The sequence below is a fragment of the Pengzhenrongella phosphoraccumulans genome, assembly GCF_045689905.1.
Taxonomy (GTDB): Bacteria; Actinomycetota; Actinomycetes; order Actinomycetales; family Cellulomonadaceae; genus Pengzhenrongella; species Pengzhenrongella phosphoraccumulans.
In genome coordinates this window covers 2,038,610-2,059,968 of record NZ_CP144210.1, presented here as the reverse complement: position 1 = coordinate 2,059,968, position 21,359 = coordinate 2,038,610, and the positions used below count along the sequence as shown (strand labels likewise).

The 21,359-nt window shown below is 73.5% G+C and carries 17 protein-coding genes and 1 pseudogene; 12 read left to right on the top strand and 6 right to left on the bottom strand.

Annotated elements, in window-relative coordinates:
* Window positions 1-82: 82 nt before the first annotated feature.
* Entirely contained in the window at window positions 83-1,174 is a 1,092-nt protein-coding gene (hisC, locus tag VTA80_RS09555; RefSeq protein ID WP_407345239.1) for a histidinol-phosphate transaminase, read from the bottom strand.
* A 72-nt stretch (window positions 1,175-1,246) separates the two neighbouring features.
* Here hisC and VTA80_RS09550 point away from each other — a divergent pair, with 72 nt between their 5' ends.
* Entirely contained in the window at window positions 1,247-1,645 is a 399-nt protein-coding gene (locus VTA80_RS09550; RefSeq protein WP_407345237.1) for a phage holin family protein, read from the top strand.
* On the opposite strand, the gene VTA80_RS09545 is transcribed toward VTA80_RS09550, so the two are convergent.
* Both VTA80_RS09545 and VTA80_RS09540 read right to left on the bottom strand, forming a co-directional pair.
* Window positions 1,605-3,224, bottom strand: coding sequence for a hypothetical protein (locus VTA80_RS09545; protein WP_407345235.1), 1,620 nt, complete (start codon window positions 3,222-3,224; stop codon window positions 1,605-1,607). The genes VTA80_RS09550 and VTA80_RS09545 overlap by 41 nt on opposite strands.
* A gap of 61 nt (window positions 3,225-3,285) precedes the next feature.
* Entirely contained in the window at window positions 3,286-3,711 is a 426-nt protein-coding gene (locus VTA80_RS09540; protein WP_407345234.1) for a hypothetical protein, read from the bottom strand.
* Between the two features lie 170 nt (window positions 3,712-3,881).
* Between VTA80_RS09540 and VTA80_RS09535 the strand changes: the two genes are divergently transcribed.
* On the top strand, window positions 3,882-4,835 hold the full coding sequence (locus VTA80_RS09535; RefSeq protein ID WP_407345232.1) for a DMT family transporter: 954 nt from the start codon (window positions 3,882-3,884) through the stop codon (window positions 4,833-4,835).
* Window positions 4,836-4,887: 52 nt separating this feature from the next.
* Here the strand turns inward: VTA80_RS09535 and VTA80_RS09530 are convergent, their stop codons facing one another.
* Entirely contained in the window at window positions 4,888-5,370 is a 483-nt protein-coding gene (locus VTA80_RS09530; protein ID WP_407345231.1) for a nitroreductase/quinone reductase family protein, read from the bottom strand.
* Between the two features lie 159 nt (window positions 5,371-5,529).
* Between VTA80_RS09530 and VTA80_RS09525 the strand changes: the two genes are divergently transcribed.
* From VTA80_RS09525 to VTA80_RS09515, 3 genes are all read left to right on the top strand, one after another.
* A complete protein-coding gene (locus VTA80_RS09525; protein ID WP_407345229.1) occupies window positions 5,530-6,123 on the top strand; it encodes a GNAT family N-acetyltransferase in 594 nt (197 codons plus the stop codon).
* A 91-nt stretch (window positions 6,124-6,214) separates the two neighbouring features.
* Window positions 6,215-7,699, top strand: a complete 1,485-nt coding sequence (purB, locus tag VTA80_RS09520) for an adenylosuccinate lyase (protein WP_407345227.1) — start codon at window positions 6,215-6,217, stop codon at window positions 7,697-7,699.
* Window positions 7,700-7,817: 118 nt separating this feature from the next.
* The gene (locus VTA80_RS09515) at window positions 7,818-8,663 is read left to right on the top strand and encodes a hypothetical protein (RefSeq protein WP_407345225.1); all 846 of its coding nucleotides are present in this window, start codon (window positions 7,818-7,820) and stop codon (window positions 8,661-8,663) included.
* Between the two features lie 24 nt (window positions 8,664-8,687).
* Here the strand turns inward: VTA80_RS09515 and VTA80_RS09510 are convergent, their stop codons facing one another.
* Window positions 8,688-9,947, bottom strand: coding sequence for a glutamyl-tRNA reductase (locus VTA80_RS09510; protein WP_407345744.1), 1,260 nt, complete (start codon window positions 9,945-9,947; stop codon window positions 8,688-8,690).
* 69 nt (window positions 9,948-10,016) lie between these two features.
* On the opposite strand from VTA80_RS09510, the gene hemE reads away from it, so the two are divergent.
* From hemE to hemL, 6 genes and pseudogenes are all read left to right on the top strand, one after another.
* Window positions 10,017-11,087, top strand: coding sequence for a uroporphyrinogen decarboxylase (hemE, locus tag VTA80_RS09505; RefSeq protein WP_407345743.1), 1,071 nt, complete (start codon window positions 10,017-10,019; stop codon window positions 11,085-11,087).
* Between the two features lies 1 nt (window position 11,088).
* Window positions 11,089-12,645 (top strand): protoporphyrinogen/coproporphyrinogen oxidase, encoded by a 1,557-nt coding sequence (locus VTA80_RS09500; RefSeq protein ID WP_407345223.1) that lies wholly within the window; start codon window positions 11,089-11,091, stop codon window positions 12,643-12,645.
* Between the two features lie 183 nt (window positions 12,646-12,828).
* Window positions 12,829-13,830, top strand: coding sequence for a hydroxymethylbilane synthase (gene hemC, locus VTA80_RS09495; RefSeq protein WP_407345221.1), 1,002 nt, complete (start codon window positions 12,829-12,831; stop codon window positions 13,828-13,830).
* Window positions 13,827-14,651 (top strand): annotated as a pseudogene (locus VTA80_RS09490) (uroporphyrinogen-III synthase); the annotation flags it as partial. The gene hemC and the pseudogene VTA80_RS09490, both read left to right, overlap by 4 nt.
* Window positions 14,652-14,957: 306 nt before the next feature.
* Window positions 14,958-15,977: a porphobilinogen synthase gene (gene hemB / locus VTA80_RS09485; RefSeq protein WP_407345742.1), complete on the top strand. Its 1,020-nt coding sequence runs from the start codon at window positions 14,958-14,960 to the stop codon at window positions 15,975-15,977.
* On the top strand, window positions 15,974-17,323 hold the full coding sequence (hemL, locus tag VTA80_RS09480; RefSeq protein ID WP_407345219.1) for a glutamate-1-semialdehyde 2,1-aminomutase: 1,350 nt from the start codon (window positions 15,974-15,976) through the stop codon (window positions 17,321-17,323). The genes hemB and hemL overlap by 4 nt, the downstream gene beginning before the upstream one ends.
* 104 nt (window positions 17,324-17,427) lie before the next feature.
* Here hemL and VTA80_RS09475 read toward each other — a convergent pair whose 3' ends face one another.
* Entirely contained in the window at window positions 17,428-18,906 is a 1,479-nt protein-coding gene (locus VTA80_RS09475; protein ID WP_407345217.1) for a DUF222 domain-containing protein, read from the bottom strand.
* Between the two features lie 826 nt (window positions 18,907-19,732).
* Between VTA80_RS09475 and VTA80_RS09470 the strand changes: the two genes are divergently transcribed.
* On the top strand, window positions 19,733-21,346 hold the full coding sequence (locus VTA80_RS09470) for a sodium:solute symporter family protein (protein WP_407345741.1): 1,614 nt from the start codon (window positions 19,733-19,735) through the stop codon (window positions 21,344-21,346).
* Window positions 21,347-21,359: the final 13 nt, after the last annotated feature.

Below are 21,359 nucleotides of genomic sequence, written 5' to 3'. Positions count from 1 at the left end.
GTACCGAACGCGAGCTCGAATCCGCGCAAAGCAGCACGGAGCGGGCCCGGATTGCACACGGGTGGACCGAGCTCGATGCCGGTCAGCGGTCGCCCGACAGCCAGTCCGCGGTGATCTGGAGCACGTCGTCGGTCGCCTCGGTCTCGCCGACGCTGACTCGAACACCATCCCCCGCGAACGGCCGCACCAGCACCCCGGAACGCGCCGACGCCGCGGCGAAGGCCGCCGCGCGATCGCCGAGCGGCAGCCAGACGAAGTTCGCGTCGCTGTCCGGGACCACCCACCCCTGGGCACGCAGCGCGAGGAGCATCCGCTCGCGCTCCGCGACGAGGGTGTCGACCCGCGCGAGGAGCTCGTCCTTCGCGCGCAACGAGGCGAGGGCCGCGAGCTGCGCGAGGTGCGACACCCCGAACGGCGTCGAGGCCGCCCGGATCCCGCGGGCGAGCCGGGGCCGAGCCACCGCGTAGCCGACGCGTAGCCCGGCGAGCCCGTACGCCTTGGAGAAGGTGCGCAGCAGCACCACGTTCGGGTGCGCACCGAACACCGTGAGGCCGTCGGCGGCGAGCGGGTCGCGCACGAACTCGACGTACGCCTCGTCGAGCACCACCAGCACGTCCCGCGGGACGGCGTCGAGGAACACCTCGAGCTCGGCGGCCCGCACGGCCGGGCCGGTGGGGTTGTTGGGGGTGCACACGAGCACCACGCGCGTCCGGGGCGTCACGGCCGCAGCCATCGCGACCAGGTCGAGACGGCCGCCGTCGGCCAGGGGCACGGCGGTCGCGGTCGCGCCCGCGAGCGCGACAAAGATCGGGTACGCCTCGAACGAGCGCCACGGGATGACGACGTCGTCGCCCGGCTCGCACACGGCCGCGAGCACGTGCCCGAGGACGGCGACCGAGCCGTTCCCGACGACGACCGCCGCGGGCTGGACCCCGAGCGAGGCACCGATCGCCTCGCTGAGCTCGGTCGCGTACATGTCCGGGTAGCGGTTCACGTCGGCGGCGCCATCGGCGATCGCGGCGATCACGGAGCCCAGCGGGGAGTACGGGTTCTCGTTGGACGAGAGCTTGAACGCCGAGGCTCCGACGGGGACCCGCCCCCCGGGCACGTAGACGGGAAGAGCACCGACGGCCGCGCGCAGCGGCACCTGAGGACGAGACACGGCCCTCAGCATGCCAGCCCCGCGCACCCGCCGGATGCACGGGTCACGGAGCGTGCGTCCCACCCGAGATGGCAGGATCGGGCCATGAGCTTCCTGGTGCGGGTAGTCATCAACGGCGTCGCAATCTGGTTCGCAGCACTGCTGCTGTCGGGGTTGGAGATCGTCGGCGGAACCACGACGCTGCAGCAGATCGGGATCATCGCTCTGATCGCGCTCGTGTTCGGGATCGTCAACGCGATCGTCAAGCCGGTCGCGCAGATCATCTCGCTGCCGTTGTTCATCCTGACTCTCGGGCTGTTCACGCTCGTGGTCAATGCGCTGATGCTCATGCTCACCGCGTGGCTCACCGAGTCGGCGAGCTGGGGCCTGCGGGTCGACAGCTTCGGCACCGCCGTGATCGGGGCCCTGATCATCTCTGTCGTCAGCTTCACCCTGAGCGTGCTCACCGGGACGCACGACCAGCGGCGGAACGACCGGCACTGAGCTCGACGCGCGTCCCGGTGAACTCCAGGCGCACGGCCGAGTGATCGGCGCCAGCAGGCACCGCCGAAGGGTCGGCGTCGCCCAGCACCGCGCCGGCGGCGGCCTCCCAGGCCCGCACCGACGGCGCCCCGGCGGACGAGACCGCGTCGGCCGTCCGCGCGTAGGTGTCGACGCCGTGGGCCGCACCCGGGTCGTGCCCCGCGAGCAGGTCCACCGGGTCCGACGACGCCCGCAGGTCGCGGACCGCGGTGGTCCGGTTCACGCCCGCCGGTGACGGGGCGCCGTCGAGCGCGGGCACGAGGTCCTGACGGTGCTCGAGGTGCAGCACCGGGATGGAGCCAGGCACCTCCTGGGCGGCGACCGGCGACCCGGCGGTGAGCACGGCGGCGACGGAGTATCGCGCGGTGAACGCCGCACTGCCCGCGAGCGCCATCGCGACCATGCCGCCCTGGCTGTGCCCCGCGAGCAGCACCGGCTCCCCCGGACGGACGCCCGCCTGCTCGAGCGCGCGCACCACGAGCTCGGTGCCGTCGTCGCGCGCGCCGGCCATCAGAGCCAGGTTGGTGCCCGAGTCCATCGGGTTGCGACCCCACCCCAGGCCGGTGGCGTCCTGCGTGCCGGGGATCGCGACCACCCAGGCGCGGGTCCCGTCCGGCCGCTCGAGCCGCTCGACCCCGACCGTGCCGGGCGCACCGCCCCGCGCCGGGTAGAGCGCCCCGATGTCGCGCAGCACGTCGCCGGCCGTCCGGGGCGCCGGACCCCGGGTTGCGCCGGGCCGCGCGGTGACCCGTAGCCGCCCGGGCCTCAGGTCGGGGACCACCACGGACGCCACTGCGGTCCCGGCGACGACGAGCCCGGCAGCGGCCGGGACGGGCAACGGGGCGACGAGCTGGCGCCCTGGCGCGAGCCCCCGCACGAACGACCCGAGCAGCGCCATCGCCGCTTCCGCGGGCACGGCCAGCACGAGATCCTTCGGGTTCGGCAGCCGCTGCCCGTGGATCGTCCGCCACCCGGCGGCCAGCGCCCCCGCGAGCACCGCGAACCGCGCCGCCACGAGGACCCCGATCCCGGTCGCCAGCGGCGCATCGCCGGCCGCCGAGCCGACGGCGACCAGGGTCGCCCGCACCGCGTCCTGCGCGCGGTCCTCCGCCACCCCGTACACATCGGCGGCGCCCTGCAGGGCCCGCGCGAGGTCACGGGTCCGGTCGGCCGCGGCAGACAGGGACGCCGACCCGACCAGGAGCGGGTGGAGAGCGGCCAGCGCGGCGCCGGCGGTGGCACGAGCCGTCACGAGCGCCTCGCTCACGACGCCTTCCGACAGGTCCCCGCCGAGCGATGCGGCGCCGGTGCGGACCTCGTCGGCCACGCCGTCGGCCACCTCGCGCCCGGCCCGGGCGACGTGCGCGGCGGCGTCGTCCAGGCGCTCGGCCGCGAGCCGGAGCGCGTGCGCGGCCTGGCGCAGCTCCGTGAGGTCCACGAACGTCGCCCCCACACCGCCCCGGATCGTGATCCCGCGCGCGACCCCGGGCGCCGGGAACGGGTCCGGCTCGATTCGCGCTCCGGCGGCGTCATTCACCATCGCCCGGTCACCACAGCGCGGTCACCACAGCCCGATCGCAGAGCCCGATCGCACAGCCCGGTCACCACAGCCCGCGCCCCGACCCGCCGGCGAGCAGGTCCGGCGCGGTCGGCCCGGGCTCCCCGGCTCCGAGCCCCGCGAGCAGCGCCCGACGCGCGAGGGACTCCAGGCGAGCCGCCCGAACCTGCCCGACGGCGGCGTCGTGCGCGGCCACCGCGACGGCGGCGTCGTCGAGCAGCGACCCGGCGACGCGCAACCCCGCGGTCCCCTGCGCGAGGACCGCGCGGTACCCGGTCGCCGCCGCGGAGGTCCAGGTGACGTCGTCGGCGGCGGCCAGGCCACGCACCGCGAGGTCGATCGAGTCGGCGGCCGCGGCGAGCTCACGCGCTGCCGCGCCGCCTGTTCCCCCCAGCTCGCCGAGCCAGCCGATCCTGCCCAGGCCGCCACGTCTGCCCAGGCCGGTCTGCCCCACCAGGTCTCCCGTCATGGCACCCGACGCTAGGCAGCCGAACCGCCTGCGCGAAGCCGGCCGACGGGTCCCGGTGGGGTCCGCGGTGCCGTCGGGGCCTGGGGGCGGGGCGGTCGTCCGCCGGCACGGCCGTCCAGCCCGTGAGTTTCGCCCCCCGGACACCCCTGGCCGCGGCTAATCTCGCCTGCGTGCCCAGGTCAGCCCCGTTCGGAGTGCTCGCGGTCGCCATCGCCTCGGTGCTGTTCGCCGTCAATGGCACCGTCGCCAAGCTCGCGATGCAGGCCGGGCTCAGCCCCACGCGCCTCGTCGAGCTGCGGTCGGTCGGGTCGGCCGTCGTCCTGGTGACCGTCGCGCTGCTCACGATCCGGCGGCAGATGCGGCTGCGCGCGAACGAGATCCTCGTGATGGCGGTGCTCGGCATCGTCGGCATGGCGCTGGTGCAGTGGTTCTACCTGGTGGCGATCTCGCGGCTGCCCGTCGGGCTCGCGCTGCTGATCGAGTACACCGCGCCGTTGCTGGTCGCGCTCTGGGCACGGTTCGTGCTCGGCGAACAGGTGCGCGCCCGCGTCTGGTGGGCGCTGGCCGCCTGCCTGGTCGGCCTCACGCTCGTGGCCCAGGTGCGACGCGGGATCGAGCTCGACGCGATCGGGCTCGCGGCCGCGGGCGGGGCCGCGCTGTGCCTGGCCACCTACTACCTCCTCGGCGAGCGGCTCGTCGCCCACCGCGACCCGCTCTCGACGCAGGCGTGGTCGCTCGCGTTCGCGGGGGCGTTCTGGTTGGTCGTGCAGCCGCTGTGGACGTTCCAGCCCGGGCTCCTGGCCGACGACGTCGCCCTGCCCGGCGCCCTGGCCGGCGCGACCGCACCGCTGTGGGTGCTGGTCACCTGGGTGATCGTGCTCGGGACCGTGGTGCCGTACACGCTCGTGCTCGCCGGGCTGAAGGTGATCGGCGCCGCGCGCGCCGGGCTCATCGGCATGATCGAGCCGGTCGTGGCGTCGGCCGCCGCGTGGGCCGTGCTCGGCGAGGCGATGACGGTGGTCCAGCTCGTGGGCGGCGTCGTCGTGCTCGGTGGGGTCGCGCTGGCCGAGACCTCCCGCCGCGCACCCCGGACCGCCACCCTGCCGGAGACCATCGCGGCGTAGCCAGCGGGTCAGCGGGTCAGCGGGTCAGCGGGTCAGCAGTCCAGCAGACCGGTCAGCGGGCCGCCGACGCGGCCTGCTCCACCCGAAACACCGGGTAGTCCGCGGCGATCGCCTCGAACGCCTCGACCGGCTCGCGCCGGTCGACCGGGATGTGCGGCCGACCTCCCGGGGCCTTCTCGACATACCGCTTGATCACCGCCGCGCGCTCGCTCACCGGCACCTCGACGAGCCGAACCGGGCGTGACCGACGCCGGTACAGCGTCGCGGCGCCGCCGGCGGCGCGCACGTTCGCCACCCAGTTGCACTCCCCTAGCATCGAGACGATGTACCACTGGCCCCGGACGTCCGCCATACCGACGGGGAACCGGGTCACCCGACCGCTCTTGCGACCGGTCACCTCGAGGCGGACCCAGCGTCGGGGCAGCAGCCCCAGGCCCATGGCCGTGCTCCAGAAGCGCGCATACCGGCGTGCGGTCACGTTGCCCTGACCGCCCACGTACATCGCGCGCAGCCTGTCGTCCTGACGCTTGCCCACCGTCGTCCTCCCCGAGCGCCGCTCGACCTCTCGCGCCCATGCTATTGACCCGCCCGACACCCGACCGCGGGATACGGTCAGCTCTCCCTGATGGCACCGGCGACGAAGGACCCCCGACGTGACACCGTCCGAAGTTCGGCGCGCACGGCGGGCGGACGCGTGACGTTCCTGCGGCCGGTGACCCTCGTCGGGGACCTGGTCCGGCTGGAACCCCTGTCCTCCGACCATCACGACGGCCTGGTCGAGGCGGTCCGCGACGGCGAGCTCTGGGACCTGCCGTACACCTCGGTCCCACGCCCGGACGGCATGCGCGCCGAGATCGACCGTCGGCTCGCCCTGCAGGACGCCGGCACGATGCTGCCGTTCACCGCCCGGCGGGCCGTGACCGGCCAGATCATCGGGATGACGACGTACATGAACGTCGACGCGGTCAACCGGCGCGTCGAGATCGGGTCCACCTGGAACGCCCGATTGGCCCAGCGCACGGGCACCAACACCGAGAGCAAGCTGCTGCTGCTGTCGCACGCCTTCGACGAGCTCGGCTGCATCGCCGTCGAGCTGCGCACCCACGTGCTGAACCTCCAGTCCCGCGCCGCCATCGCCCGCCTCGGCGCCCAGCAGGACGGCATCCTGCGCAACCACGCCGTGCTGGCGGACGGGTCGCTGCGGGACACGGTCGTCTTCTCAGTGATCCCGTCCGAGTGGCCGGACGTCCGGGCCGGGCTCCGGCGTCGCCTCGCCGCAGCCCGCTGAACCGCAGCCCGCTGAACCACAGCCCGCTGAACCACAGCCCGCTGAGCCACGGCGTGAGCCGGGCACGACCTCGTCACGCCCGCGTGGGACGATGTGCGCCGTGCCTGCCAACGCCTCGCCCGCCCAGCCCGCCCAGCCCGCCGCCCCCACCCGGGTGACGCTCGCCGACGTCGTGCCTGCGATCGCACTCGGGCCGCTCGACGGCCGGTACCGCGGCGCCGTCGCCCCGCTCGTCGACCACCTCAGCGAGGCCGCGCTCAACCGCGAGCGCGTGCACGTCGAGGTCGAGTGGCTGATCCACCTCACGTCCGGCCAGGTCGTGCCCGGTGCACCGACCCTGGCGGCGCACGAGCAGGCGTACCTGCGCGACGTCGTCACGACGTTCGGGGCCGAGCAGATCGCCGAGCTCGGCGCGATCGAGCGCGTCACCGTGCACGACGTCAAGGCCGTCGAGTACTTCCTCAAGGCGCGCCTCGCCGCCGCGCCGGCCACGCTCGGCGCCGACACCGTGCTGCCCAGCGTCGGCGAGCTGGTGCACTTCGCCTGCACCAGCGAGGACATCAACAACCTCTCGTACGCGCTGATGGTGCGCGGCGCGGTGCAGGACGTGTGGCTGCCGGCCGCGCGGGCCCTGGTCGCGCAGATCGCCGACCTGGCGCGCGAGCACCGGGACACGGCCATGCTCGCCCGCACGCACGGCCAGCCCGCGACGCCCACCACGCTCGGCAAGGAGCTCGCCGTCCTGGCGCACCGCCTGACCCGCCAGCTGCGCCGGATCGAGGCGGCGGAGTACCTCGGAAAGCTCAACGGCGCGACCGGGACCTACGGCGCGCACGTCGCGGCGGTCCCGGGCGCCGACTGGCAGCAGGTCTCGCGCACGTTCGTCGAGCACCTCGGCCTGACCTGGAACCCGCTGACCACGCAGATCGAGTCGCACGACTGGCAGGCCGAGCTCTACAGCGACCTCGCGCGGTTCAACCGGGTGCTCCACAACCTCGCGACCGACCTGTGGACCTACATCTCGATGGGCGTGTTCATCCAGGTGCCCGTGCCCGGCGCGACCGGGTCCTCGACCATGCCGCACAAGGTCAACCCGATCCGGTTCGAGAACGCCGAGGCCAACCTCGAGCTGTCCTGCGCGCTGCTCGACACCCTCGCGGCGACGCTCGTGACGAGCCGCCTGCAGCGCGACCTCACCGACTCCACCACGCAGCGCAACATCGGCCCGGCGTTCGGCCACTCGCTCCTCGCGATCGACAATCTGCGTCGTGGCCTCGGGGCGCTCCACGTCGACCACGACCTCCTGGCGCGCGACCTCGACGCCAACTGGGAGGTGCTCGGCGAGCCGGTCCAGTCGGCGATGCGGGCCGCGTCCGTCGCCGGGGTGACCGGCATGGAGAACCCGTACGAGCGGCTCAAGGAGCTCACCCGCGGCAAGCGGCTCACGGGGGCGGACATGCGCGAGTTCATCGGCGGCCTCGGCCTGCCCGACGACGTCGCCGCGCGCCTCGCCGGGATGACGCCGGCCTCCTACACCGGCCTCGCGGCCGACCTGGTCGACCACCTCGACGACTGACGGACCACCCGGCGCGCGCTATCACCCCCTCGCCGGAGGCGTTATCGCTGCGGGAGCGGCTCGGGTCTGCGAGGCTCGTACTGATCATCCCTTTAGTCAGTTGAGGTCGTTTCTTTCCATGCTCCTGCAGAAGGTGGTCACGTCCGAGCTGACCCACGGGTACCTGGTGGACGGGCACGACCGGGTCGCCGGCTACGTGGTGCGGGCGGCGGAGGTCGCGCTCGCCACCCGCCCGCCGCAGCTGATCGCCGCGCACGGCCTGGACGGTCCCCGGTTCTCGTTCCGCGCGGACGCGCCCTGGCTCGACGTGCTGCGCTTCGAGTCGTCGCCGCAGTTCCACTACCTCGACGGCGCACGTGACGCCCCGGTCCCGCAGTGGTGGCTGCGCCACTCGCGTCTGACCCCGGGGGCCGAGCTTGTGCGCATGTTCGACGACGGGTCGAGCGCGCTGCTGGCGCGGTACGGCGACGTCGGCACCGGCTGGGACGTGAGCCACACCGCGGCCCCCCGGCCCAGCATCGCGCCCCTGTCCCGGTGCGTCGGCCCCGTGGCGCGGTGGCACGGCAGCTACGTGGAGGCCGACCTCATCGAGGACGGCCGGTCGGTCGTCCTCGCCCTGGACAGTCCGCCGCTCGTGGAGGGCGGATTCGTCCCGACCCCCAACGGCCGCTGGCGACGCGTGGTGCCGCGCGAGGACGTCACGGAGCTGTTCGAGCTGAACGTGGTCGCGCACTGGCAGGGCCTGGCGGTCCGGATGGTGGACCAGTGGATGGACAGCCAGCGCGACATGATCGCGCGGATCTCGGCCCTCACGGACGACGGCCTGCTCGCCCGCGAGCTGGCCATGACCTGCGTCGAGCCCGGGCTCGACGAGGCGATCGTCCCGGTGGCCGAGCTGACCGGGCTGGTCGCGCAGAGCATGCCGCTCGATCCCGAGATCATGGTCGGTCCGCCCGACCGCTGAGCAATGCTCAAACCAGAGCTGAGCTCAGTGCGGGACCCTCGGCGCGGGGATGGCCGCGAGCTCGGTGAGCGCGACGGCGAAGGCGTCGTCGTCCCCGGAAAGAGCGGCCTCGCGCGCTCGCACGGTCGGACCGTGCAGCAGCGCGCGCGTCCGGCGCCGCAGGGCACGGACCGGGCGACCGACGACCTCCGGCTCGGACCCGGCACGGAGCCGCGCCGCCTCGGCCTCGAGCGGCCCCAGCACGCGGCGCCGCTCGGCGACGACCTGCGCGTCCCGCTCGAGCGCCCGGTGCGCGGCCTCGAAGTTCTCGGTCGCGGCGGCCACCAGCCGGCGCGCGCGCTCGACGGGCTCGCCGTACCCGACCGGGGCCTGGTCCCGGACTGTGGCGAGGTCGATCAGGCGCACCCCGGGCAGCGCGCCGACCGCCGGGTCGACGTCGTGCCGCAGGGCCAGGTCCACGACCACGCGGGGGTGACCGCTCGCCGCGAGGGCGCGCGCCACGGTCGCGGCGTCGACCACGCCACCCACGGCACCGCTGCACGCGACGACGAGGTCGGCGGACCTCAGGGCCTCCTCCAGCCCGTCGTCGGGGACGGCCTGGGCATCCCGGTCGCGCGCGAACCCGGGCGCCCGGCCCGACGGCGAGAAGACGTGGAGGTCGCGGCAGCCGCGTCGGTGCAGCGCGGCCACGCTCGCCCCGGCGTACGAACCCGTCCCGATGAGCACGACCCGGGTGCGCCGCCAGGCTGGCAGGTCGGCCTCGGCCAGGTCGAGCGCCACCCCGACCACCGACCGCCCGGCCGCGCCGAGGCCGGTCCGCGCCCCCACGTCCCGCGAGGCGCGCGCGGCGCTCTGGAACAACCGCTCGAGCCCGGACGACGTCGTGCCGGCGACCCGCGCCGACGCCAGCGCCCGACGGACCTGGCCGGAGATCTCGCGCTCGCCCACGACCATGGAGTCGAGGCCCGCGGTGACCGAGAACAGGTGGGCGGGCACCTCTCGGCCCCGCAGCACCCGCAGGTTCGACGCGACGTCGTCGGCCGCGAGGCCGGTCGCGGCGGCGATGACCGACGTCGTCGCGGCGACGACCGCGCGCGGGTCCTGGCCGGGACGCAGCTCCAGGTAGACCTCGAACCGGTTGCAGGTCGCGAGCACGAGGGCGCCGATCGGGCCCGTCGGGGCAGCACCCATCGCCGCGACAGTCTGGCCCACCGAGTGCGCGCCGGCAGAGAGCCGTTCGAGCAGGTCGAGGTCGAGGTCACGGTGACTGGCGATCAATGACATCAGCACCACAGCACACTGATATTAACCAACCTCGACAATGGTGGGCACAATTGGCCTGTGACCCTTCCTGTGACGCTTCCTGCAACGCACCCGCTCCGCGACGGTCGTACTGCTGATTCCGCCGTGATCCGCGCTTTTTCCGGTGACCGCCCGGACCGGCTCCCGGTGTGGTTCATGCGCCAGGCCGGGCGCTCGCTGCCCGAGTACCGCGCCGCGCGCGAGGGCAGCGCGATGCTCGAGGCCTGCCTGAGCCCCGAGCTGTCGAGCGAGCTCACGCTGCAGCCCGTGCGTCGGCACGGCGTCGACGCGGCGATCTTCTTCAGCGACATCGTCATCCCGCTGCGCCTGGCCGGGGTCGACGTCGACATCGTGCCCGGCGTCGGCCCCGTGCTGGGCTCGCCGGTGCGCACGGCCGACGACGTCGCCCGGCTGGCCCAGGCGGGGCCGCTCAGCCCCGAGGCGCTCGCCCCGATCACCGCGGGGGTCGCCCTCGCGGTCGCCGAGCTCGACCGGACGCCGCTGATCGGCTTCGCCGGCGCGCCGTTCACGCTGGCCGCCTACCTCGTCGAGGGCGGGCCCTCGCGCGACCACCTGGCCGCGCGAACGCTCATGCACGCCGACCCGGAGACCTGGACCGCCCTGACGCGGTGGGCCGCCGATGTCACCGGCGCGTTCCTGCGCGCGCAGGTGCTGGCCGGGGCCAGCGCGGTGCAGCTGTTCGACTCGTGGGCGGGGTCGCTGTCGCGCGCGGACTACGCCGCGCACGCCGCCCCGGCCAGCGCCCGGGCGCTGGCGTACGTCGCGGACCTGGACGTGAAGATCGTGCACTTCGGTACGGGCACCGAGCACCTGCTCACCGCGATGCGCGACGTCGGGGCGGACGTCATCGGGGTCGACTACCGCACCCCGCTCGACCAGGCGAACCGCCTGCTGGGCGGGATTGTGCCGCTGCAGGGCAACCTCGACCCCGCGATGCTCGCCGCGCCGTGGCCGGTGCTCGAGGCGCACGTCCGCGACGTCGTCGAACGCGGCACGCAGGCGCCGTCGCACGTGCTCAACCTCGGGCACGGCGTGCCGCCGACGACCGACCCGACCGTACTCACGCGCGTCGTCGACCTGGTCCACGGCTGGAGCAACTGACATGCCCACGACCCCTCCCCTGCTCCCTGATTCCGAGCTGGTCGACGCGATCGTCGTCGGCGGGGGGATCGCGGGGCTCGTGGCGGCGCGCGAGCTCGCGTCGGGCGGGCTGCGGCCGACCGTGCTCGAGGCATGGGCGGCGCCCGGCGGGGCCGTGGGGCGGCACACCGTCGCCGGGATCGAGCTCGACGCCGGGGCCGACTCGTTCGCGACCCGGGACGGGATCGTCGCCGCGCTCGCGACCGAGCTCGGGCTCGGGTCGGCCATCGAGGCGCCCGTGGGCCGGGGCGCCTGGGTGCAGCTGCCGACCGGCGCCGGGACCCTGCCGCGGACCGGCATCCTCGGCATCCCGGCCCACCCGTGGGCCCCGGACGTCCGGAGCACGATCGGCCTGCTCGGCTCCCTGCGGGCGAGCGCCGACCGCTGGCTGCCGGCCTCCTTCGGCACGGTGACCAGCGACGGGACCCCGGCCAGCCTCGGTGCGCTCGTTGCGCGCCGGATGGGCCGACGGGTGCTCGACCGGCTCGTGATGCCCGTGGTCAGCGGCGTGCACGCGGCCGACCCGAGCGAGCTGGACCTGGACACGGTGGCGCCGGGGCTACGCGCGGCGCTCGCCGCCCGCGGGTCGCTCGGCACTGCCGTCGCGTCGATGCGTGCGCTGGTGCCCGCGGGCTCGGCGGTCGCCGGGCTGACCGGCGGGATGCACACGATCATCGACGCGCTGGCCGACGACGTCCGGGCCCGCGGCGGGCAGATCGAGACCTGGACCCAGGTCACCGCCATCGCTCGCGCCGGATCTGACGAGACCGAGCCTGACCACACCGGGCCCGCCGCGACCGAGCCCCCAACGACCGCACCCGAGTGGGTCGTGACCGTGGCCGCCGTCGCCCCGCGCCCCGGGGTGGCCGGCTCGCCCGAGCGGGTGCTGCGCACGCGCCGCCTCGTGCTGGCACTGCCCGGACCGGCGGCGGCGGCACTGCTCACGCCGCACGTCCCGGCGCTGGCACGGACCCGACCGGAGCAGGGAGCCGACGTCGTGCTCGCCACGCTCGTGCTCGACGCCCCCGTGCTCGACGCCGCCCCGCGCGGCACCGGTGTGCTCGTCGCCCCCGGGGTGAGCGGGATCCGGGCGAAGGCGCTCACGCACGCCACCGCGAAGTGGGCGTGGCTCGCGGCGGCGGCCGGGCCGGGCCGGCACGTCGTGCGCCTGTCCTACGGTCAGCCGGCCGGACCGCGCAGCACCGATCCAGCTGCGCCCGACATCGCCGGGCTGTCGCTGGCCGACCTCACGGCGGTCGCGCTGCGTGACGCCTCGACGTTGCTCGGGGTGGGCCTCGATGCGTCGCAGGTGGTGGCCTCGGCCCGCGTGCGCTGGTCGCAGTCCCTGCCCAAGCCGAGCCCCGCGCACCGGGCTGCGGTCGCCGCCGCGCTCGACGGTGCTGCCGTGCTGCCCGGGCTGACCGTGTGCGGGTCGTGGGTCGCGGGGAACGGGCTGGCAGCCGTCGTCGCGCAGGCACGCGTGGCCGGGTCCCACGCGCCGACACCCGTGCGGCGATAGGGCCGAGTTCGACCGGAACGCCTTTCCTGACACATTGTCATCAAAGACCCGGTGAATTGGCTGTGAAGAATCATTGTGACCCGCGAGACACCGCCACCGAATGACCTGACACATTGTCAGATCGCACCGACCCGGGGAGCCAGCATTTCGACATCGTCGCAGCGAACGCGCAGACTGACGCCCATGCCCTCCCTTGCTCGGCCCGCCATCAAGGTCGGCACGCGGGCCAGCGCGCTCGCCCTGACCCAGACCCGCATGGTCGCCCACGAGCTCGCCGCCGCGACCGAGCTCGACGTCGAGCTGGTCCGGATCTCGACCGAGGGCGACCGCCTCACCGGGTCGCTGGTCAACCTGGGCGGGACGGGCGTGTTCGTCACGGCGCTGCGCGACGCGCTGCTCGACGGGCGCTGCGACGTCGCGGTGCACTCGCTCAAGGACCTCCCCACCGCCACGTCCGACGGGCTCGTCATCGCCGCGATCCCGCTGCGCGAGGACCCGCGCGACGCCCTGTGCGCGCGTGACGGGCTCTCCCTCGCGGAGCTGCCGGCCGGCGCCCGAGTCGGCACCGGGTCGCCCCGGCGCGCGGCCCAGCTCCTGCTGGCCCGGCCGGACCTGGACGTCATCGAGATCCGCGGCAACGTCGACACCCGGCTGCACCGGGTCGCCCCGGGCGACCTGGACGCCGTCGTGCTCGCCGCGGCCGGGCTGGCCCGCCTGGGCCGGCTCGACGCCGTCACCGAGCTGCTCGACCCGGCGCTGATGGCCCCCTCCCCCGGCCAGGGGGCCCTCGCCGTCGAGGCCCGCGCCGCCGACGTGGCCGACGTCGACTCGCCCTTCGCGATCGCCCTCGCCGCCCTGGACCACACACCGAGCCGCCTCGCCGTCACCGCCGAGCGGGCGCTGCTCGCCCGGCTCGAGGCCGGCTGCGCGGCGCCGGTCGGCACGCACTCGACCCTCACGGGCGACCACCTGACGCTGGACGCCGTCGTGGCCCGCCCGGATGGCAGCGCGCAGCTGCGCCGCACCCGCACGACCCTGCTGTCCGTCCTCGCCCCCGGTGCGACGCCGGCTGTCGACCCGGCCCGGACGGCGGTCGCCGCCGCCCGGCAGCTCGGGATCGACCTGGCCGACGAGCTGCTGGCGGACGGCGCCGGCGAGCTCGCCGAGCTCGGACCGGCCCGATGAGCATGCCCACCGGGGGTTCGCGGGCCGGGAGTTCGCGGGCCGGGAGTTCGCAGGCCGGCAGGTCGCTGGCCGGGCTGCCGCTGGCCGGGCTGCGCGTCCTCGTGCCCCGGTCGCCCGACCGTGCCGGTCCCCTGCTCGACGCGCTGCGGGCCGCGGGCGCCGATCCCGTCGCCGCGCCCCTCGTCACCATCGCGCGCCCGATCGACCCCATCGAGATGGACGACGCCGTCGCCCGGCTGGCCGCCGGGGGTTTCGACTGGCTCGCGGTGACCAGCGGGTTCACCGTCGACAGCCTCGAGGCCGCCGCGCTGCGCGCCGGGCACACGCTCGCCGACCTGCTCGCTGCCGGCCGCGCCGCACGTCCCGGGAGCACGCAGGTCGCCGCCGTCGGGGATGCGACCGCCGCCGCGCTGGCGCGGGCGCTGATCCGAGCCGACTTCGTACCGGCCGCACTGCAGTCCGCCCGCGGGATGCTCGCTGAGTGGCCGCCCACGACGCCCGGCGCGCACGTGCTCGTACCGCAGAGCGACCTCGCCGAGCCGACTCTCGCCGCCGGCCTGACCGAGCGCGGGTGGCACCCGCACACCGTCGTCGCCTACACGAACCGCCCGGCCCCCGCGCTGCCGCCCGAGGTCATCGGCGATCTCGCCGCCGGGCGGATCGGCGCCGTCGTGCTGACCTCGGGCAGCGTCGCGCGACGCCTCGTCCAGCAGGTCCGGCTGCCGCGGTCCACCGTCGTCTGCTCGATCGGACCCCGCACCGCCGAGGTGGCCGCTGACCTCGGCCTGCCCGTCGGGGTGGTCGCCGACCGTCCCGTGCCCGACGCCGTCATCGCGGCCCTGGTCAGCGCCGTCATGATCGGTACCGGCGCCGCGAGCGGGGCCAACGCCGCCAGCGGGGCCCATGGGCCCGGAGCGCGAACCGAGCCGGACGCCGCTACCCCGGATATCGCGAACCCGGGGATCGCGACCGCGTCGACCGGGCTCGCACCGGCCGAGCCAAGAGCAGCGGTCCTCGATCCCGCGATGCCCGAACGGCCCGCCACCGGACCGCCACCGAACGCGGCACCGGCGCCACGCGACGCCGCCCCCCGCTCGACCCCCTCGACAGATCCTCAGGTGAAACTCGTGAACCCCACCATCCCGGACCAGCGCCACCGCCCCCGCCGGCTGCGCGCGAACGCCGCGGTGCGGCGCATGGTCAGCGAGACGCGCGTGCGCCCCGAGGACCTCGTGCTGCCCCTGTTCATCAAGGAGGGCCTCGCCGCCCCGACGCCGATCGCCTCGATGCCGGGCGTCGTCCAGCACACCCGGGCGAGCCTGCGGGCCGCCGTCGTGCAGGCGGCCGACGCGGGTCTCGCGGGCGTGATGCTCTTCGGCGTCCCGCTCGTACGCGACGCCACCGGGACCGGCGCCACCGACCCGCACGGCATCCTCAACCTCGCGATCGCCGACGCGGTCGCCGCGGCCGAGGGTCGCCTCGTCGTGATGGCCGACCTCTGCCTGGACGAGTTCACCGACCACGGCCACTGCGGCGTGCTGCGGGCCGGCCCGGATGGCGAGGTGGTCGTCGACAACGACGCGACCCTGGACCGGTACGCCGAGATGGCGGTCGTGCAGGCTCGCGCGGGAGCCGACCTCGTCGCCCCCAGCGGGATGATGGACCACCAGGTCGCGCGCGTACGCGACGCGCTCGACGACGCCGGGTTCACCGACGTGCTGGTGCTCGCCTACGCGGCGAAGTACGCCTCCGCGTTCTACGGCCCGTTCCGCGACGCCGTCGAGTCGACGCTCGAGGGCGACCGCCGGACCTACCAGATGGACCCGGCCAACCGCCGCGAGGCAGCCCGCGAGGTCGCCGCGGACCTCGCCGAGGGCGCCGACCTCGTCATGGTCAAGCCCGCACTGGCCTACCTCGACGTGCTGGCCGACGTCGCCGCAACCAGCCCGGTACCCGTCGCGGCCTACCAGGTCTCCGGCGAGTACGCGATGATCGAGGCCGCCGCCGCGAACGGCTGGATCGACCGCCGCCGGGCCATCGAGGAGTCCGTGCTGAGCATCCGCCGCGCGGGCGCCGAGCTGATCCTCACCTACTGGGCCACCGAGCTTGCGCTCTGGCTGACCGAACCGACCGGGAGCACCCGATGACCGAGAAGACCACGACCCTGTCCGACGCCGCCCCCCGCTCGGCCGCGCAGTTCGCGCGCGCCCGGGCCGCTCTGCCCGGCGGAGTGAACTCGCCCGTGCGCGGGTACGGCTCCGTCGGCGGCACGCCGCGGTTCATCGTCTCGGCGCGCGGGCCGTACATCACCGACGCCGACGGGCGTGAGTACGTCGACCTCGTCTGTTCCTGGGGCCCGATGATCCTCGGGCACGCGCACCCGGCCGTCGTCGAGGCCGTCCAGCAGGCCGCCGCACGTGGGCTGTCGTTCGGTGCGCCGACGCCCGGTGAAACCGACCTTGCCGAGGAGATCTTGCGGCGCGTACCCGCCGCGGAGCGGGTCCGCCTGGTGTCGACCGGCACCGAGGCGACCATGACGGCGGTCCGGCTCGCGCGCGGCGTGACCGGTCGCGACCTCATCGTGAAGTTCGCCGGCTGCTACCACGGGCACGTCGACTCGCTGCTCGCGGCGGCGGGTTCGGGCGTCGCAACGCTCGCCCTGCCGGGCTCCGCCGGGGTCACCGCCGCCACTGCGGCCGAGACGATCGTGCTGCCGTACAACGACCTCGCCGCGGTCGAGGCGGCGTTCGCCGAGCGCGGGGACCAGATCGCGGCGATCATCATCGAGGCCTCCCCGGCGAACATGGGCGTGGTCCCGCCGCTGCCGGGGTTCAACGCGGGGCTGTCCCGGATCACCCGCGCGCACGGCGCGCTGCTCATCCAGGACGAGGTGCTCACCGGGTTCCGCGTCGGTCCCGCGGGCTGGTGGGGCCTCGAGGGCGCGGTCGAAGGCTGGGCGCCGGACCTCTTCACGTTCGGCAAGGTCGTCGGCGGCGGGCTGCCCGTCGCCGCGATCGCCGGTCCGGCCGCGCTGATGGAGCGCCTCGCGCCCCTCGGCCCCGTCTACCAGGCGGGCACGCTCTCCGGGAACCCCGTCGCCACCGCCGCGGGCCTGGCCACGCTCCGCGCGGCCGATGCGAGCGTCTACGCCCGCCTGGACGACGTCGCACTGCGGCTCGGCCAGGCGGTCTCGGCCGCACTGGCGGCCGAGGGTGTGGCGCACCGGATCCAGCGCGCCGGGAACCTGTTCAGCGTCTTCTTCGGGTCCGACGCCGCCGCGACCGGCGTGCCCGACTTCGCCGCGGCCCAGGCCCAGGACGTCTTTCGGCACGCGCCGTTCTTCCACGCGATGCTCGCCCAGGGAGTCAACCTGCCGCCGTCGGTCTTCGAAGCGTGGTTCGTCTCCGCCGCGCACGACGACACCGCGGTCGACCGGATCATCTCGGCCCTGCCCGCTGCCGCCCGCGCCGCGGCAGCGGCGCGACCCGCCTGAGCGAGCCGAGCCGCTCCTGCGGCGGTTGATCTCCTGCGGCGGTTGGTCTCCTGGGCCGGCTGAGAAACTGCGCCGGTTTCTCTTAGGTCAGCGGTCGCGTCGGGTCAACGGCGGATCACGGTGCCGTGGCGGTCGGTGAATTGCCAGCCGTGAGGTGTCCAGGTGATCTCGATGCCGTGGTCGTGGGTGTGGTCGTGGTGGTGCCAGCACAACAGCACCCCGGTGGTGGCATCGGTGTCACCGTGGTCACGGAACCATTGGATGGCGTGGTGGCATTCACACATGCGCGGTGGCGCGGTGCAACCGGGGTATTGGCAGTGTTTGTCGCGGGCGATGATCGCGCGACGTAATTGGCCGGTGAAGGTGCGTTTGGATCGGCCGATATTGATGAGCTGTGAGTCCGGGCTGAACATGAACCGGCTGATCTCCGCGTCACACATCAATTTGTCTAGCACCGGACGTGAGACGGGCTGCCCGTCCTCGAACACTGCCGGGCGAAGCACCTGCGGGACCAGCGGTGCGGGGTTGAGCAGCCCGCCGACGGGTGGGGAGCCGATCAGCAGGGCCGGGTCCACCCGGTCGCAGTCGGTGGGGTGCAGGGACGGGTCGAGCAGGTGGGTCACCCCGGCGCGGGTGGTCATGGCGATCAGGGTCGGGTAGTCCACCAGCACGCTGATGTGCGGGCGCACTGACGCGTGCTTGCCGGTCAGGCCCTGGTCCAACGTGAGCCGGGCCAGGTCCGACAACGCCCCCGCCCGACGCTGCGACGCGGTCCGGTCATCCCCGGCGGCCGGCACGGCCTGCAGGGCGACCAGGAGCCCTTGGCCGTGCTCAGTGGTGAGGAAGCCCGACAGGTGGCACCCACCGGTGGTCGCGGAGATGTCGAAGAACTCCCGCTCGGTGGCGCCGGTGTACCCCCGCTCGTCCGCTTCCGGGTCCGCCGCCGCGGCCCAGCGGCGGGCGAGCATGCGCAACGTGTCCGCGCTGACCTGCGCGGTCTGGTTCAGCAGGAACCGTTCCCCCACCGGGGCGTGCGGGTCCGCCAACACCGCCCGGCGCACCTCGCTGGTCGCCGCGGCCGTGGTCAGGATCTCGGCCTGCTCCACGCTCACTCGACCCTCGCCCCCAGTGACCACCGCCGCGGCAGTCAACGGCAGCTCGTCCCGCAACGCGTGGGCCAGGCGAGTCATCCGCTTGGCCTTCGCATAGGTCAGGTGCGCCCGCCGCGCCAACCAGGTCGGGAACGTACGCGCACCGTTGACGTTCCACGGCACCTCGCACTCCACCACCGGCAGCGCGCGGGTGGCGATGGCCTGCAACCGGTCCGACAGCTCAAACACCACGTCGAACAACTCCAACGCCCCCGCCCCGTCCAGATCCCGCGGCGACACCGCGGCCAACGCGTCCACGTGCTCCCGGATCGCCGCTGCCCGCTCCGCCAACGACAACGACGCCAGCGGCGCGGACGAGCGCGGCGGCGCGGGTGTCGGCACGGGCGTAGGTGTGGGCAAGAGCGGCTGGGCGGCCGGCGGTATGGGTGCGGGCGGCTGCGACGAAGCGCGCTCGTCCTCTTCAAAGGTCATCTCACACCCCCGTCTCCGCTCGTCAGGAATACCCCTGCTGCCTCAGAACCGGTGAACCCTCACCATTTCCGATGCAATCCACACTAACCGGGGGCACTGACATTCCCCGTTGCGTCGTCGGGCAGGGGGTGTGGACAGAGAACAGCACACCGAAATCTGTGGATAGGCATTCACCGGGACCGCCTGGGGGTGGTTCATTGATCCTTGATCTTCCGGGCACCGTGAGGCGGTGGTCGTCAGAGGGCATCGAAGTCGTCGTTGGCCCCCGACCCCTCGTCCCACTGCGCCCAGGTGGCCGAGGAGCCGCACCCACCCACCGCGCGCCTCAAGCGCGCTCGGGAGTGCGTCAGCGCGGCCCCCGAGACCCTCAGGTCCGCGACCACCCTCTGCCGGGTCACCTGCTGCACTGCCCCGTCGCGCCCTCTGCTCAGCAGATCTGACGCCCTGACGCATCTGACTATAGGGCCCTCAGAACGCACGGAGGCAGTTCACGAATAGCTTGATAAATGGCCCCGCGCCGGCCAGATGTTACTACAGATCGCGCTCGGTTCCGCCGAGCGGCGACAGTTGAAACTCCCACAATGATTACTAGGCTGCAGCCGCGCAACCGATCTCGTCGCCGAGATTCGCGTGACAACAACTAAACAATGGTCCGGCCAAGATCACTCGTCCAGCCCAGGTGTCTCGTTGTTGACCACCGGCCGCCGGAACGCGTCGGACCGCTCTTCAGTAAGGAAGCTGCCGTGCACAATCCTCTTGGGACGACCCTGTGATCCTCGCGGGGAGCGACTCCCTGCGCCTCGATGCCCACGCCATCGACTACGCGATGGTCGCCATCTATTTCGTCTTCGTCATGCTCATCGGGTACGCCGCCAAGCGGCAGGTCTCGACGAGCATGGACTTCTTCCTGTCCGGCCGGTCGCTGCCCGCCTGGGTGACCGGCCTGGCCTTCATCTCGGCCAACCTCGGTGCCGTCGAGATCATCGGCATGTCGGCCAACGGCGCGCAGTACGGCCTGCCGACGATGCACTACTTCTGGATCGGAGCCGTGCCGGCCATGCTGTTCCTCGGCGTGGTGATGATGCCGTTCTACTACGGCTCCAAGGTGCGCAGCGTCCCGGAGTTCATGCGGCGCCGGTTCGGAACCGGCGCGCACCTGGTCAACGCCCTTAGCTTCGCCGTCGCGCAGGTCCTCATCGCCGGTGTGAACCTCTATCTCCTCGCCACCGTGGTCAATGTGCTGCTCGGGTGGCCGCTGTGGCTCGCCGTACTGGCGGCCGCGGCCATCGTGCTCACCTACATCACGCTCGGCGGGCTCTCGGCCGCGATCTACAACGAGGTCCTGCAGTTCTTCGTGATCGTCGCCGGCCTCCTGCCCCTCACGTTGATCGGCCTGTACAAGGTCGGCGGCTGGCAGGGCCTGACGGCCAAGATCTCCGACCCAGCGCAGATGTCGTCGTGGCCCGGCACCGAGCTCACCGGCTTCGACAACCCCGTGCTGTCGGTGATCGGGATCGTGTTCGGGCTCGGGTTCGTCCTGAGCTTCGGCTACTGGACGACCAACTTCGTCGAGGTCCAGCGCGCGCTCGCCTCGAAGTCGATCTCCGCCGCGCGCTCGACGCCGATCATCGGCGCGTTCCCCAAGATGTTCATCCCGTTCATCGTCGTGGTGCCCGGGATGCTCTGCGCCGTCCTCGTGCCCAAGATGGCCGCGTACAAGCTGGACCCGAGCACACCCGGGGTGACCTACAACGATGCCCTGCTGCTCCTGATGAAGGACGTTCTTCCCAACGGCCTGCTCGGCGTGGCTATCACCGGCCTGCTCGCCGCATTCATGGCGGGGATGGCCGCGAACATCTCGGCCTTCAACACGGTATTCACCTACGACCTGTGGGAGCAGTACGTCAAGAAAGAGCGCTCGGACGAGTACTACCTGCGAATTGGCCGGATCTCCACGGTGGGTGCCACGGTGGCGGCCATCGGCACGGCATTCATCGCCTCTGGCTACAGCAACCTGATGGATTACCTGCAGACCCTGTTCAGCCTGTTCAACGCACCCTTGTTCGCGACGTTCATCCTCGGGATGTTCTGGAAGCGGATGACGGCCACGGCCGGTTGGGTCGGGCTGGTCGCCGGAACGGGCTCGGCGATGGTGGTCTTCGCGCTCAACACGATCGGCGTCATCACCCTGCCGGGGCAGGGCCTGAGCTTTGTCGCCGCTGGCGTCGCGTTCGTGGTCGACATCGTGCTGAGCATCCTGGTGTCGTTGGCCGGGAAGCCGAAGCCGACCGCCGAGCTGGTCGGCCTCGTCTACTCCGAGACCCCGAAGGACATGCTGACCGACGCCGATTCGCAGCGGCTGCCCTGGTACCGCCAGCCCGTGAAGATGGCGGGGATCGGCCTGGCCCTCGTGATCACCCTCAATATCGTCTTCCTCTAAGGAACGGGCACCC

What these genes read in the sequence shown, in the direction of transcription:
- VTA80_RS09470 (WP_407345741.1), top strand. Translation starts at nt 19,733, where the DNA reads ATGGTCGCCATCTATTTCGTCTTCGTCATGCTCATCGGGTACGCCGCC.
- purB (WP_407345227.1), top strand. Translation starts at nt 6,215, where the DNA reads ATGTGCGCCGTGCCTGCCAACGCCTCGCCCGCCCAGCCCGCCCAGCCC.
- VTA80_RS09515 (WP_407345225.1), top strand. Translation starts at nt 7,818, where the DNA reads ATGCTCCTGCAGAAGGTGGTCACGTCCGAGCTGACCCACGGGTACCTG.
- hisC (WP_407345239.1), bottom strand. Translation starts at nt 1,174, where the DNA reads ATGCTGAGGGCCGTGTCTCGTCCTCAGGTGCCGCTGCGCGCGGCCGTC.
- VTA80_RS09475 (WP_407345217.1), bottom strand. Translation starts at nt 18,906, where the DNA reads ATGACCTTTGAAGAGGACGAGCGCGCTTCGTCGCAGCCGCCCGCACCC.
- hemL (WP_407345219.1), top strand. Translation starts at nt 15,974, where the DNA reads ATGACCGAGAAGACCACGACCCTGTCCGACGCCGCCCCCCGCTCGGCC.
- hemC (WP_407345221.1), top strand. Translation starts at nt 12,829, where the DNA reads ATGCCCTCCCTTGCTCGGCCCGCCATCAAGGTCGGCACGCGGGCCAGC.
- VTA80_RS09550 (WP_407345237.1), top strand. Translation starts at nt 1,247, where the DNA reads ATGAGCTTCCTGGTGCGGGTAGTCATCAACGGCGTCGCAATCTGGTTC.
- VTA80_RS09510 (WP_407345744.1), bottom strand. Translation starts at nt 9,947, where the DNA reads ATGTCATTGATCGCCAGTCACCGTGACCTCGACCTCGACCTGCTCGAA.
- VTA80_RS09500 (WP_407345223.1), top strand. Translation starts at nt 11,089, where the DNA reads ATGCCCACGACCCCTCCCCTGCTCCCTGATTCCGAGCTGGTCGACGCG.
- VTA80_RS09545 (WP_407345235.1), bottom strand. Translation starts at nt 3,224, where the DNA reads ATGGTGAATGACGCCGCCGGAGCGCGAATCGAGCCGGACCCGTTCCCG.
- VTA80_RS09540 (WP_407345234.1), bottom strand. Translation starts at nt 3,711, where the DNA reads ATGACGGGAGACCTGGTGGGGCAGACCGGCCTGGGCAGACGTGGCGGC.